We start from the raw sequence: 14,266 nt of genomic DNA, 5'->3' as shown, positions 1-14,266 counted from the left end.
AACGCAATAGGATATCATCCTTGAATCTTATCGCGAGATCATTTCTTACGGAAAGCATAGCGTCCAGATACTTTGCGCCACAACCCGAAGACATCCGTTCGCGGGAAAATGGCGATACGGCGAATTTGGGTCAAATCTTTATGGAATTCTACTGGGCCACTGTTGGTGGCGACGGCGTATTGATAGCCAGCTTCCAATGCCAGTTTTTTTGTGTCTTGATTGTGGTCTCCATAGGGGTAAGCAAACGAGGTGAGAGGTTTGCCGATGATGGATTCCAGTTGATGTTTATTTTCTAAGATTTCATGCCGCTGCTCTTCCACAGAAAGCTGGCTCAGTTTAGGGTGCGTTAACGTGTGTCCACCAATTTCAATGAACCCAGAATCCGCCATTGCTTTGATTTCTTCCTGGCTCATGAGCTTGAATGGTTTGTCTGGATTGTCGTTCGTTTCCACATCCCAGCGATTGAACGATTCTCCGGTGACCACATAGACGATGGCTTTGAATTCGTACTTTTTCAAAAGAGGCAGCATTAGGTGGTAGTTATCTGAGAATCCGTCATCGACGGTGATCATGACATATCGTTTGCCCGAAGCCAGTCTATCGATGGTTCGCCCTTTTGATAGCTCTTCAAATGTGAGGCTTTCGAAACCTTTCCTTTTTAGCAGCTTCAGATGCTTCTCAAACATGTGGATATCAAGATACGGTCCACGCGTGCCTTTTTCATCTTCGCTTTGGATAAAGCGATGGTACATGAGAATGGGCATCTCACTTTGGCGAGTTTGAACGTACGTCGTTTGGTACTCATCTTCCAATTGGTCGACCACGCGTTGAAGATCGTAGTTGGCTAAGATCGCCTCTTTTACTTCAACATCACAGTGCTTCTGAGTGAGACCTTGTTCGACATGATAGACCAGTGCTGAAAAGTCAATGTCTAACACCTTTGGTCCAATGTCACCAAAGTTGGTGGCCATGGCGAGTGAGAGGTTATCGACGGTAACAAGACCAATGGAGATGGCCTCGCCGATTGCAAGAGTTGGGCGCCCGCACAGCAACGATTCCATTGCAACTCTGCCAGCACCAATGACTAAGTCGGACTCTTTTAGCATCTTAGGCACGTTATTGGTGTAACCAGTAAAATTGACGTTATGCTTAAACTGGTCAAAGCGTTCGTCCGGTTCGGAACCCGATACCACTCTAACGTCGTAAAGATTGAAATCCAAACATTCAGACAGAAGGCGATAACACAAATCGCCTTTAGGTCCTGTCAGCCGACCAATAATCGAAATGACAGGTTTGGTATTGGTAGGGGCATCCTGCCAAGTAAAGTCAGTCGTTTCGATACCATTGCGAGCGACCGTCAGCCTGTCTGCTGGTACATCTAATTCATCAATTAGCTGTTTTTCAATCGCCTCACAGACAGGGAGGGCTTTGTTCCCCATGGCATGAAAGCGTTTCCTTGAAGCATGAACGGGCTGCCTACCGTGTACCGTTGTGATCATCGGAGTATTGGTTAATTTGCAGGCAATATGACAGCTCCAGCTGGATGCTCTTGAATGCGCATGCACCAACTGAATGTTGTATTTTTTGATGAGGTAGCAAAGGTACCCGACATGCCAGAAGCGCCGTAAGACACTGCGCTTGTTAAAACGCAGCTTAAAAAACTCACCAGTATGCGGTTTGGTGAGGGTGTCGGAGACATAAAATACATTATGTCCCCGTTTTGCCAGTTCATTTCCTACCGTGGTCGCGTAGACTTCGGCACCAGTCACTTCCAGTTGCGACAGTGCCATTAGGATATTCATGCGTTCACAACGGCCATGTATTCAGCGACACCTTCTGCCACCGTTTTAAACTGATGATCACAACCCGCAGCGCGCAGGTTAGACAGGTCAGCTTGGGTGTATTCTTGGTAGGCACCTTTCAAATGCTCAGGGAAAGGGATAGTTTCAATCTCGCCTTTTCCATGGAATGCGATGACGGCTTTCGCGACTTCTTCAAAGGATTCCGCATTGCCTGTACCAAGGTTGAAAATGCCAGAGACGCCCTTTTCTAAGAACCAAAGATTGACCGCAGCGACATCGCCAACATAAACAAAATCGCGAATGAATTGCTCACTGCCTTCAAACAGCTTTGGATTTTCGCCTGCGTTCATTTGATTGTTAAGGTGGAAAGCAACGGACGCCATCGAGCCTTTGTGATCTTCACGCGGACCGTACACATTGAAATAACGAAAGCCCGTGACTTGAGATAAGGTTTCACCGTGTGCGGCGGCCTCTTCCCACACTTTGCGTACATAGTTATCAAACTGCTGCTTGGAATAGCCGTACACATTGAGGGCGCCTTCGTACTCCCTTTCTTCTTTGAAAACGGTGGTTTCACCGTAAGTCGCCGCAGAGGAGGCGTAAAGGAATGGAATGTCGCGCTCTAAGCAATAATGCAGCAGTTCTTTAGAATACTCGTAGTTGTTGAGCATCATGTACTTGCCGTCCCACTCGGTAGTGGCTGAGCACGCGCCTTCATGGAATATCGCATCAATGGTACCCAGGTTTTCACCTGACATGATTTGAACCAGAAAGTCATCACGATCCATGTAGTCAGCGATATCAAGGTCAACGAGGTTTTTGAACTTTTTCCCGTTTTTTAAGTTATCGACGACTAAGATGTCGTTGATGCCTTGTTCGTTTAGGGCTTTGATAATGTTGCTGCCAATCATGCCAGCGCCGCCAGTTACAATGATCATGTTTTCACCAAGCTTTAAATTGAGTTGTTGCGAGTGTACCAAAGAAGCAACTAAAAAATACAGAGGCATGGCGCCTCTGTACGGTATTGTTTTTTGTGCACATTGATTTGTGTGCAAGGGTTAGGTTCGCATTGTGTTATGGCTGGGGAACCGTATTTTTTCTCGTAAACCAAGGTGAGGCGGAATCCGTTAGGCTAAACAAGTCATGTTCTTTATTGAGTTTTTGACCACCATCTCGAGTCAGGGGTTGCCAATCGAATTTCGCTCTATTCCGGCTTGGTTTCACCGTCATGACATCGAAAGGAATCGAGATGTAGAATCCTTTAGTAAAGCTCCCCTCACCAAATTCTTCTGCGGACAAATTGCTCAAGCTAGCGTACGCCCCCACTATTACGCCGCTTTTGAATTGTTTGGAGAAATCCCCTCGAACACCCATATCTTGAGCGAGATATTGACCCACATCGATTTTGAATAGAGTGTCATCCAGCCATGACCACGTTGGCATGTAGTAACCCGAAACAAAGCCTGTAAAGCCCCTGTCGAGTACTTTAAATGAACGGTTATCTGCTTTACTGTATTGGGCTTCTTGTTGGTATACACCAAGCCAGCTGTCCGGATCGCGCTGTGCAACAAGGTTGATGTCGGCTCCAATCGCCCAGTTCTTGCCTCTTGGGCGATAAAGCCATTCGGTTCCGACGCCAGCAAACATACTTTCTAAGTAACCCGCGTAAGTTTGCTGATAAATGCTGTCGCCAAAACTATCAAACCAAGTCAGTTGAAGCGTATCCATTCTGACCGGATTGTCGTGAAAATACAGCCGACCCAACGAGCGAACTTTTGGGGGTACCGTTGTACCATCGGGCGGTACAATGAAGTTCAGCTCAGGGTAATTGTCGTATACATTGACTTGGATCGAGCTCGAAGCTTGAAGTTGGCTGGTTAACCAATAACTGGCTTCACCACGAACACCGAGATTGAAAATGTAAAATTCTTCGGGCTCAGCAATGGATTGGCGAAGTGTTGGCGAAACACCGTAATATAAGCGCTCTGAACCATCATACATTTGCTTGCCGCGGACGTTGGTATCCATACTGACGTTGGATGCATCCGAAATATGCGGATTGATGTAACGGACGTTCGCAACGCGCTCGTATTTTTTTGCATCAATGTCGACGGATTCTGTCGCGATGTGTTGCTGCGTATTGATGATTTTATAGGTGCTAATGGATTTTGGCAGTTGATTCCGTAACACCGCGGCGGCACGCTCGTGAGCAATGTCTGAATCTCGGTATTTGACCTGCTCGCCGGAGACGATCACGGTCGTGTCATCCACATGAACCTTCACATCCTCATAACCGGCGATCAACGCCAGTTGGTTTTCGAGTGATGACCAGTCCACGTCCTCCACACTTTCTGGCTGTTCGTTATTGGGGCGTGGAATGGGTTCATCACGCCATTGGGATGCCAATTCATTGTAGTTAGTTCGAAGGCTGAATCCCGCAGAGACGGTATCGCCGCGTTCGTAGCTCAAGCGAAGATCTATGTTCCGATGAGCGCGATAGATCAAACCAACATTTATGGGGGTGTGCTGAGTCATATCGACTTCGTAAAAATCTCCAGGTCGAAACCTGGTTGGGAAATCTTCGGAGTAATCATTGGTATCGTATTCCACTTTAAAGCGAAGGGACTGAAAAGGTGTTTGGTATTCGATGCCCCCATAGATGGCTGCCGGACCTTTGAACCAACGATGATAATCCACTTTGCCGCCAGTACCGCCAAAGTCTTTTGGTCGCTTACAGAATTTATCGTTGGCTTTGCAAAACGGATTGGTCACGTTACCGTGCATTCCCATGTAGCCCCAACCCATGCCTAATGTGAAATCGAATACGCCGTAATCATTGGTGTAGACTTTTTTGGATGCTGCGATAAATTCGCCATCAAACAGACCCGTTCCACCAAAATCTCGGACACCTGCCGCCACTTCCGGTAACCAACGGCTCTCTTCCAGTAAACGAAATTTAAAATCGATGCCTTTGTCTAAGTATGGGCTGTCCCCACTGAACTCTTGGGCGCCCATGCGTTTGTTTGGCACGATAGCATAGCGAATGGTCGTTTCGAACCACGGAAATAGCGTGAGTGATGCGTTGTACATGCGATATTCGTGGTTGAGGTTCGCACTTAAGTTGAATTCACCTTCGGGCGCCATTCTCCCTGTTGGCATTTTGATCAGCCCGACACCACCAAAATCCATTTGAGAGGGGGTGTACGAGACAGGCTGAAAAATGGCATCGGATGATTCTGCGCTTACATTAAGTGCAGCGAATAACGAAAGAGTCAGTATTGATTGGCGAAACATCATTTATCCACCGCGTATCTAAGAAGTTGGGCTATGTCTTTGTTTGTTTGCTCAGCGTTTCTGGAACCAATGAATATCATCGCCCCTGGGCTTAAGTAATAGCGCTCTGGCTGCCAGTAGCCTAGTTGTGCTTGGATGACGTCACCGTTTGTATGAATAATAAATACTTGGTCTAAATCGCCAAATGCAGAGAGTTCAATGTCATCTAAATAAGCCGTGATGTCTTGGGTATCCAGTAATGGGAAGCTTGCTGGTTGTTTTAACTGCCCGAGAATACGAACTTGATTGCGTCTTGGGGAGACATAAAAATCGTAGCTGCCGGACAATAAGGGGTTCAATTCGGGTTTCAGTCGAATGAGATCGTAATCTAGGTTAACCCACTCACGACCCACGAAATGCAATGCCTTAAGTTGATTCAGCAGGTATAGGGTTTGTTCTGAGTTTTCACGTGTCAGGCGCTTAAATAGGGCGTGTTTTTGGCTGTCGACTTTGGCTTGCTGTGTGGCGCTCGCTAAGACCGCACCTTCAAAGAACAGCGTTTCTTTATTTTGGGCTTGTGTGTCGGCGATCACCTGAGATAACGGACTTGGCATCGTGTAGTTTAGGTTTAATTTTTGATTGGGAAGATGAACCGTCAGTTGATGTGATGACACCAAGGCACTAAAGAATACGGCAGTGGCAAGCAGAGCTTTTAATAGGATGACAAATAAAGTTCTCATAAAAAGTTACCTTACAGGTGCAAATGTTTTCAGGATGGTCATTTCAAACTTATTCATATTCGGTCCCACATACTGAATGGATTTCATTGTTTGACCATCATCGGTAATCCAGTAGCTGTTGGTAAAGGCTTTGTTTAATCCATTAAAAGTAACGTGCTCAGTAATTTTGTTGGTTTCTAGCGTCCACTGGCTTGTGCTGATCGTTTCTTTTTTTATAAACGTTGATTCGACAGATGCACTAAATTGGTATCGGTGATCTGGGCTCCAATCATACACTGCATTCCATCGGTTATCTTTGACGATACCTGTTGATATACCTTGACCTGACATATTGATGAGGTTGCTGCCATCAAACCCCAGTGTTTTCACAATTCGCCCTTGCTCAGTCGCTATCATTGAACCATCGGCAGACACCCATTTCAGTTGAGTATTGCCTGTTGTGGGATTGATGTCGGCAAATGCTAACACCATGAATACTTGGCGCCCATCATTGATGCGTACATACGTACTGGCGTACGGGATATTGGAAATTTCCTCACTGCTCAGTGTGACATCATCGGAGGCGGAAAAAGCTTCTGATAAGCTGCTGCCCACATCGTTCATTTTTTGGGTGCAGCCAGCTAAGAAAAACATCACGAGAAGGGAAAGCAGTAAGCGAACTGATAGATTTGAAAGCACGGTCGTATCATCCTACAAATAAAAAATCGCCCTGAACCAGTCAGGGCGATTGCATAGCAATATCAGATTACTGAGATACGGACGTAGACGTCGTACCTGAATCTGCTATAGCGACTGCAACGATTGCTGCCGCTGCAACGCCACCAACGATTGCAGTGGTCGTACCTGCTGCTGCGCCAGTAGCACCAGCGCCACCTGCTGTGCCGCCTGAAGCTGCTGTTGAGCTGTTTTCACCAGCGGCGAAAGCGTTACCTGCAGCACCTAGTGCAACCAGCATTGCTAGAGCGATATGTTTCATTATTTATCCTTACTTATTTACATCGATGTATTGAGGTGATGAAATTCTCCTCAGGGCTATTCTAGTGTACTCATTTGTGTAAAGTAAATAATCTGCATGCCGATCAGACCATATTTGACAAAAAAATTTGAAATACATTGTTTTAAGCATGGCCTCATGTGTCATGTGTTGTTGGGTAACGGAATCATCGTGGAGCAAAATGTGAAAACAAAAGCTAAAATAATGTTCGGGGCGCTAGAGTTGTTTAATGAATACGGTGAACGAAATGTGACCACCAATCACATTGCGGAGCACCTTTCTATTAGCCCTGGTAATCTTTACTATCATTTTCGAAACAAAGAGGAAATCGTTCGAAGCATTTTCAACCTCTACGAGGAAGAGCTGCTTCGTCATCTTTCACCATGCATTGATTCGACAGACGCTGTGGGTCTGTTTGAACATTATATGAACAGCATTTTTACTTTAATGTGGCGGTTCCGTTTTTTCTACTCCAATCTTCCTGAGATTCTTTCTCGCGACCATAAATTGCATCGAGATTATTTGCTCGTACAAAAGCAGTTGCGTGCAAATTTGTTTTTGATATGTGATACCTTCCAATCATTAAATTTGATTAACATGGATGAGCAAGAGCAGGATGATCTGATCACCACCATTCATTTCATTGCAACAAACTGGTTTAGCTATCAAAGTGCGGTTACTCCAAAGGAGAAAGTCACAGAGCAAGACGTCGCCAATGGTGTTAGACAGATGGTCAGTGTTATGACTCCTCACGCTACGCCGAAAGGCAAAGAGATGTTAAATCAATTCGCTAAAGGATTGCCACGAAGCGGGAGCTTTTAGGTGAGGACAAGATGTTTCTTTCCCTACACTCAGTTACATTTTGTTATGAGTTAGATTTCATTTGGAATCATAGAGTATGTCTAGGCTTCATTGTCCTTTCCTAAAAATATGACGTCTTTTTATCCGTTTGAAGATCTACTTCGTTGAGATTTGATGTTTGTTGTGGATAATGGTGTCGCAACAATTGGGCTGGATTGAAAAATAACTGTAATAGCCTGAACTAAACACTCATTTGATAGATGAAAACGTAATGTGGCTATGCGTGTGCTAATGGGCGGTAGCGTGCCCAAATACCAAGCTTTGTTGCGTTAGGATAGGTATTCTCGTGAATAAAACTCTGTTCAACCCTTTGTTTATGCCCATCAAACCGCTCCGTTTTTTAGTGGCATTTTTACCACTGAGCATGATTTCACTTTCTTCCAAAGCCTCTCCATGGCTGGAAGCCAAAGACCCCTATTTACGCTCTGATGTCACGCTGCTTTCTGATGCTGGATTGTTGCGCTCTTCCGTTAATCATTACCCTTTACGATGGGCATCGATTGGTGATGATTTGGATAAATCGCATTCTGATAATGAAAGCCTTGGTAGAGCCAATGCACATGTTCGTTATGCGTTGAGTTCTGCAAAATATTCGAGAGGCAACCGTTTCGCGAAAGTGGTGATCGGAAATGAGCCTTCTTCCGTTGGCTTTGGGCAGTTTAATCAAGATGAATGGGGCGCATACGCTTCCTATGAAGCATTGGAAAATAGCTATGCTTTTCGTTTATCAACGGGATATGCAAAGCAAAATGGTGATGCCCAATTTGTTTGGGATGATAGTTACTTATCTTTAAATGCGGGTGCTTGGCTCTTCTCGGTGGGGAAATTAGACCGATGGTGGGGGCAAGGTTGGCAACACAATCTTGTACTAGGAAGCTATAGCGCTTCAACCGCCGACTTGGGTGTGAGCTACATTGGGAAAAATACCCTTTTGGGTGGATGGGGTTTTGAATTCATTGTTGGTTTTGCTGATGAGGCGAGTTTCGAACGTTACAGTGCTTCACGGTTAACGTCTAAGCCTATTAACTGGTTGGATATGGGCATTACCTATCAAACTTGGTTTGATGGTACAGCATTGAACGATGGAGATAAGCAGTTTGCTGTAGATGCAAAGGTCTCTTTACCATCGTTTATGGGGTTATACCATTCTATTTATACTGAAATTGCCTCCACTCACAATACCACTGAGGCAGGCGCTTATCTTTACGGATGGACAGGGCAAGTTGACGCTTTCAAGCACACTTGGCGCTTCGTACTTGAAAGGCAAGAGTCCACTGCAGCCAAAGTGGACGAACATACCCAAAGTTGGACCAATAGCGTATACCCTTCATCTCACAAAGGTCTATCTCGAAACACTTATTCTCTAGATAAAAGCACCTCCGCATCGTTATACGTGCAATTGAATAACGATCACAAGTTTAGTGTTGTATTGCAAGATTCTTACCAAGACCAAAATAGACACAGAAATACCAACATCACCTATCAATTTCCTGCCGTCGCGGGAATGGTACACGTAGGTATGGGATACAGCCAACAAGTTGGGGATAAAGTGAACAACTCAACGTCTATATGGACGGGGTATGAGTTTCGATTCTAAATATTCATTTTCTATTTTTACATTTACAACGCCCTTTCTACGAGCGGTCAGTGACCTCAATGAGTGGCTGACACACAAAAGTGAAGTAAACCATGCACAACCTATTTAAGACCTCATTTCTTGCTTTTTGCGTTTCAGCTTTGAGTGCAAGCGCAATCGCAAATACACCAACGCCTGCGCAAATGGCGCAGTTCAAAAGTTTGCCCAAAGCTCAACAAGAGCAGTTGGCTCGTCAATATGGTATTGACTTAAATGCGTTACCTAGTTCCAATTCAACTGCTTTAGAAGGTTCCCCAAATGGCGTACAGCAGCCTGAGCGCATTCTGCTTACATTAAGCGCCGAAGAAAATACAGAAGAAGTGGACCAAGAAGAAGTAATAAAGCCATTTGGATATGATGTACTTCTAGGTGAACCCCAAGGATATACACCAGTTGAAAACCTTCCCGTGCCATTAGATTACGTACTGGAAGCGGGTGATGAGATAAAAGTGTTACTTTACGGTAAAACCAATCAAGAATTTCGATTGAAAGTTGACCGAGAAGGTAAGGTTTACTTCCCTGAATTTGGACCGGTGGCAGTCGCAGGACAGACTTTCTCTCAAGTCCGTGAGCAAGTAACGCAGCTTGTGGAGCAAAAAGTACTGGGTGTCGATGTGGCTGTCACTATGAGCAATATGCGCACGATGCAAGTCTATATCGTGGGTGAGACCATCCAGCCAGGTGCCTACAATGTGAATGGATTAACCACGATCACACAAGCACTTGTTGCGAGTGGTGGGGTAAAAGAGTCGGGTAGTCTTCGTCAAATACAGCTCAAACGCCGAGGTGAGACAGTTGCGACACTTGATCTTTATGATCTTCTGGTCAATGGAAACACGTCTTCTGATGTGCGTCTTCTTGCAGGCGATACGCTGTTTATTCCGACAAAATCATCGAGTATTGAAGTTGACGGTGAAGTGCTTCGCCCCGCGATTTATGAACTAGGTGGAGTAACGACGTTATCTGATGTTGTAAAACTTGCGGGTGGCGTTCTTCCTCAAGGCTATCTCTCTAAGATCAATGTTCGTCGCCAAACCTCACAAGGGCAAGAGCAATTCACCGTGGATTTAACTACGGTTTCGGGTCGTAACTTTATTGTAGAATCTGGCGATAAAATAGAGATTGCTCCTTCATCAAGTAACTTAAAGGGTGCAGTAGCGGTACGTGGGGAAGTGATCCGCCAAGGCGCATTAAGCTACAAAGAAGGCATGCGAGTATCTGATGTGATCGGCTCTGCTGAAGATGACCTTAAACTGAATGCTGATCTCAACTATGCGTTGATTGTGCGTGAAGTGAATGCCAACCGTGATATTGAAGTGATTCAATTTAACTTAGAGCAAGTACTGAAAAACAAGCGTTCTAGCGAAAATATAAAGCTGCAAGAGCGCGATCAAATCTTTGTTTTTGATAATGGGCTCGAGCTTGACTACTGGTATGGTGACCAGAAAAATCAAAAAGTAAAAGCGAAAGAGGAGCTTGCTGAAAAACATCAAGAACGGATTGATGAAGAAACAGGCGCAGTCGTGTTAAACGAGCAAGTGAATGAAATTGCGGTTCAGGATGTCGATACAGTAGCCAAAGCCGATAACATCAAACAATCCAGTCGAGAGCAATTACTTAACCCCATTATTGAACGCTTAAAAGCGCAGTCAAGTTTCAAAAAGCCAGCAAGGCTGGTTGAAGTCTCTGGGGAGGTAAAGTTTCCTGGCACCTATCCATTGCCTGCTGGCGAAACGCTAGAGAAGATAATAAAAGCGGCGGGTGGTTTAAGCGAGCGGGCGTATCTCACTCAAGCTGAGATCACGCGTAGCCAGCGAGTGGGTGAAAGCTTTGAATCTCGCCATATACCGTTTGCTTTGCGGGATGTACTGAGCGGTGATTCCAGCCTAGAACTGCAAGCGCAGGATCATATTGTTATTAAAACCCAGCCCAATTGGCAGCAAGACATGGTAATTGAGCTGCAGGGAGAGGTCGTTTTCCCTGGTAAGTACAGTTTCCAGCGCGGTGAAACACTGAGTGATGTGATCAACCGAGCTGGTGGGTTAACCGAGTATGCTTATGCAAAAGGTGCGGTATTTAGCCGAGTAAGGCTTAAACGCCAAGAGCAGGAGCGTTTGCGGTTACTGAATATGCAGCTAAAACAAGAAATTGGCAATTTGGCACTGAGGCGTCAAAACTCCGCAGCAACGTACACTACGTCACCAGCACAAGCAATGGAAATTGCAGAAGAGCTCGCTAAAACGGAAGCCGTTGGTCGTTTAGTAATTAACTTACCCGAAGCGATGGACGAAGATCCTATATCAGACCTGATGCTAGAGAAAGGCGATAAGTTGTATATTCCAGCCAAAAACCCGACTATTAGTGTGATGGGTGAGGTTCAATATTCCTCCAATCATACCTTCCGCCCCGATATGACGGTAGAAGAGTATTTAGAATCAGCGGGTGGCACTAAAAAGCAGGCGGATACCGATCGCATTTACATTGTTAGAGCGGATGGTTCTGTAATGCTACCAAACAATTCTTTCTGGTTTAGCCGAAAAGACAAGCCTCTTGCGCCGGGTGACACCATTATTGTGCCGATTGATACGGATTACCTCGATGGATTAAGTACTTTAACTTCAGCAACGCAGATCCTTTACCAAATTGGTGTCGCTTGGAAAGCGATATCAGACTAATCAATCGATTACAAACCATTTTTAAAATATCCATTTGGAGCGTGATTCATTTCACGCTCTATTTTTAGGTAACACTATGAATCAACAAGTACCGCCAAATCAACCTTATCCACCTTACTACCCGCAACCTCCAGTAGCAGAAAGTGACGAAATTGATTTAAGAGAGCTCTTTGCAGCTCTGTGGAAAGGGAAGTGGGTCATTCTGCTGTTGACCACAGTATTTGCTGTAGGAGGGGTGCTCTATGCGCTTTCTATTCCGAATACCTATAAAGCAACCGTTGTACTAGCTTCGACCAGTGACAGTGGGAAAGGTGGCATGGCGGCCATGGCGGCCCAATTTGGTGGGTTAGCTTCTTTAGCGGGTATCAACCTTGGGGGCGGTGGAAGCGATAATAAAACCATGGCATTAGCCGTGTTGCAATCTCGCCAGTTTATTAATGCGTTTATCCAAAAGCATGACCTATTGGTGCCACTAATGGCTTCGGTTCAATGGCATAAAGGTAGTGGTGAACTTGAACTGAATACGGAATTGTATGACGCCACAACCAAACAGTGGATCCGACAGGTATCTACCGGTCAATCTGCAGTCCCGACAAATTGGGAAGCGTACAAAGCTTTCAATGCACTTTTATCTAACTCGATTGCAAAGGACACAGGTTTGGTTAGTCTCTCTATTACACATCACTCTCCAATCATCGCACAGCAGTGGATTGACTGGTTAGTGTTGGACTTAAACGCTTGGATGAAAGAAAAATCTCTGAATGAAACAAAACGTAATATTGGTTATTTGGAACAGCAATTAAATAAAACAAATATATCCGATATGCGGACTGTTTTTTTTCAATTAATTGAAGAGCAAACCAAAAACTTGATGCTAGCAGAAGTGGAAACCGAGTTTGCTTTTAAAACCATAGACCCTGCTGTGGTGCCAGAAGAAAAAGCGGGACCCAAACGAGCGTTGATATGTGTGATAGCAACATTGCTGGGGGGAATACTAGGTGTCGCCATTATACTGTCAAGGTTTGTATATATAAAAAATCTACCTAAAAAGTAATAATCCATATTAAGCTAGGAATTTTGACATGAGTAGTATTTTAACGCTGATCGGTCGTACCGAAGCCTTATTCACTCAAGATATTGAGAACCGTGAAGCAGAGTTGTCGCACATTGTTTCTGAGTCAAGTTTTCTTGTTCTAGGTGGTGCTGGCTCTATTGGTCAAGCTGTAACCAAAGAAATTTTTAAACGTAATCCAAAAAAACTGCATATTGTTGATATTAGTGAAAATAACATGGTTGAACTCGTTCGAGATATCCGGAGTTCATTTGGCTACATCGATGGCGACTTCCAGACATTTGCTTTAGATATTGGTTCATTGGAGTATGATGCATTTATTAAAGCGGATGGTAAGTTTGATTATGTGCTGAACTTATCTGCTCTTAAGCATGTGAGAAGTGAAAAAGACCCTTATACATTGATGCGTATGATCGATGTAAACGTATTTAATACAGATAAAACCATTCAGCAGTCTATTGATGCTGGTGCGAAAAAGTACTTTTGTGTTTCGACAGATAAAGCCGCAAACCCAGTCAATATGATGGGTGCGTCCAAACGTATTATGGAAATGTTCCTGATGCGTAAAAGTGAGCAAATGGCAATCTCAACTGCTCGCTTTGCAAATGTGGCATTCTCTGATGGCTCATTGCTACACGGATTTAATCAGCGTATCCAAAAGCGTCAGCCTATCGTGGCACCAAACGACATCAAGCGTTATTTTGTTACTCCTCAAGAGTCGGGTGAACTATGTTTAATGTCTTGTATCTTTGGTGAAAACCGTGACATTTTCTTCCCGAAACTGAGTGAAGCTCTACACCTTATTTCGTTTGCAGATATTGCGGTGAAATACCTAGAGCAACTTGGTTTTGAGTCACACTTATGTGAAACAGAAGAAGAAGCCCGCCAACTTGCATATACACTTCCAGAGCAGGGCAAATGGCCATGTTTGTTTACTGCAAGTGATACCACAGGTGAAAAAGACTTTGAAGAGTTTTTTACAGACAAAGAAGAGTTGGATATGGCTCGATTTGAAAATCTAGGCATCATCAAAAATGCTCCTATCTATGAGCAAGAGCTTCTTAATTTTTTTGAAAACAGCATTTCTGAGATGAAAGGCGAGCGAGCCTGGACTAAAGAACAAATTGTAAAATTGTTCTTTACCATGATCCCTGATTTTGGGCACAAAGAAACGGGTAAATACCTCGATAGTAAGATGTAAGTGGAGCACTCA

At 44.5% G+C, this 14,266-nt stretch carries 11 protein-coding genes; 5 read left to right on the top strand and 6 right to left on the bottom strand.

All coding sequences use genetic code 11. From position 1 onward, the window contains the following. Positions 1-38: 38 nt before the first annotated feature. From HC752_RS16230 to HC752_RS16205, 6 genes are all read right to left on the bottom strand, one after another. Positions 39-1,802 (bottom strand): polysaccharide deacetylase family protein, encoded by a 1,764-nt coding sequence (locus HC752_RS16230; RefSeq protein ID WP_190336216.1) that lies wholly within the window; start codon positions 1,800-1,802, stop codon positions 39-41. Next, positions 1,799-2,740 (bottom strand): ADP-glyceromanno-heptose 6-epimerase, encoded by a 942-nt coding sequence (rfaD, locus tag HC752_RS16225; RefSeq protein WP_190336249.1) that lies wholly within the window; start codon positions 2,738-2,740, stop codon positions 1,799-1,801. The genes HC752_RS16230 and rfaD overlap by 4 nt, the downstream gene beginning before the upstream one ends. Positions 2,741-2,876: 136 nt before the next feature. Beyond that, positions 2,877-5,099: a YjbH domain-containing protein gene (locus HC752_RS16220; RefSeq protein ID WP_190336215.1), complete on the bottom strand. Its 2,223-nt coding sequence runs from the start codon at positions 5,097-5,099 to the stop codon at positions 2,877-2,879. Next, positions 5,096-5,815: a capsule biosynthesis GfcC D2 domain-containing protein gene (locus HC752_RS16215; protein WP_190336214.1), complete on the bottom strand. Its 720-nt coding sequence runs from the start codon at positions 5,813-5,815 to the stop codon at positions 5,096-5,098. The genes HC752_RS16220 and HC752_RS16215 overlap by 4 nt, the downstream gene beginning before the upstream one ends. A gap of 6 nt (positions 5,816-5,821) precedes the next feature. Further along, entirely contained in the window at positions 5,822-6,493 is a 672-nt protein-coding gene (locus tag HC752_RS16210; RefSeq protein WP_190336213.1) for a YjbF family lipoprotein, read from the bottom strand. A gap of 67 nt (positions 6,494-6,560) precedes the next feature. Next, positions 6,561-6,791 (bottom strand): hypothetical protein, encoded by a 231-nt coding sequence (locus HC752_RS16205; protein WP_190336212.1) that lies wholly within the window; start codon positions 6,789-6,791, stop codon positions 6,561-6,563. Between the two features lie 201 nt (positions 6,792-6,992). On the opposite strand from HC752_RS16205, the gene HC752_RS16200 reads away from it, so the two are divergent. From HC752_RS16200 to HC752_RS16180, 5 genes are all read left to right on the top strand, one after another. Then, positions 6,993-7,631, top strand: coding sequence for a TetR/AcrR family transcriptional regulator (locus tag HC752_RS16200; protein ID WP_190336211.1), 639 nt, complete (start codon positions 6,993-6,995; stop codon positions 7,629-7,631). Between the two features lie 325 nt (positions 7,632-7,956). Next, positions 7,957-9,267, top strand: a complete 1,311-nt coding sequence (locus tag HC752_RS16195; RefSeq protein ID WP_190336210.1) for a capsule assembly Wzi family protein — start codon at positions 7,957-7,959, stop codon at positions 9,265-9,267. A gap of 92 nt (positions 9,268-9,359) precedes the next feature. Continuing rightward, positions 9,360-11,981 carry an SLBB domain-containing protein gene (locus tag HC752_RS16190; RefSeq protein WP_190336209.1) on the top strand — a complete coding sequence of 874 codons (2,622 nt, stop codon included), beginning with the start codon at positions 9,360-9,362 and terminating at the stop codon, positions 11,979-11,981. 76 nt (positions 11,982-12,057) lie between these two features. Next, positions 12,058-13,035, top strand: coding sequence for a Wzz/FepE/Etk N-terminal domain-containing protein (locus HC752_RS16185; RefSeq protein ID WP_190336208.1), 978 nt, complete (start codon positions 12,058-12,060; stop codon positions 13,033-13,035). Between the two features lie 28 nt (positions 13,036-13,063). Then, positions 13,064-14,254 (top strand): UDP-N-acetylglucosamine 4,6-dehydratase, encoded by a 1,191-nt coding sequence (locus HC752_RS16180; RefSeq protein ID WP_190336207.1) that lies wholly within the window; start codon positions 13,064-13,066, stop codon positions 14,252-14,254. Positions 14,255-14,266 lie beyond the last annotated feature (12 nt).

The organism is Vibrio sp. S9_S30 (genome assembly GCF_014694455.1).
Taxonomy (GTDB): Bacteria; Pseudomonadota; Gammaproteobacteria; order Enterobacterales; family Vibrionaceae; genus Vibrio.
The sequence above is the reverse complement of the archived record's forward strand: the minus strand, read 5'-3'. Positions and strand labels throughout refer to the sequence as shown.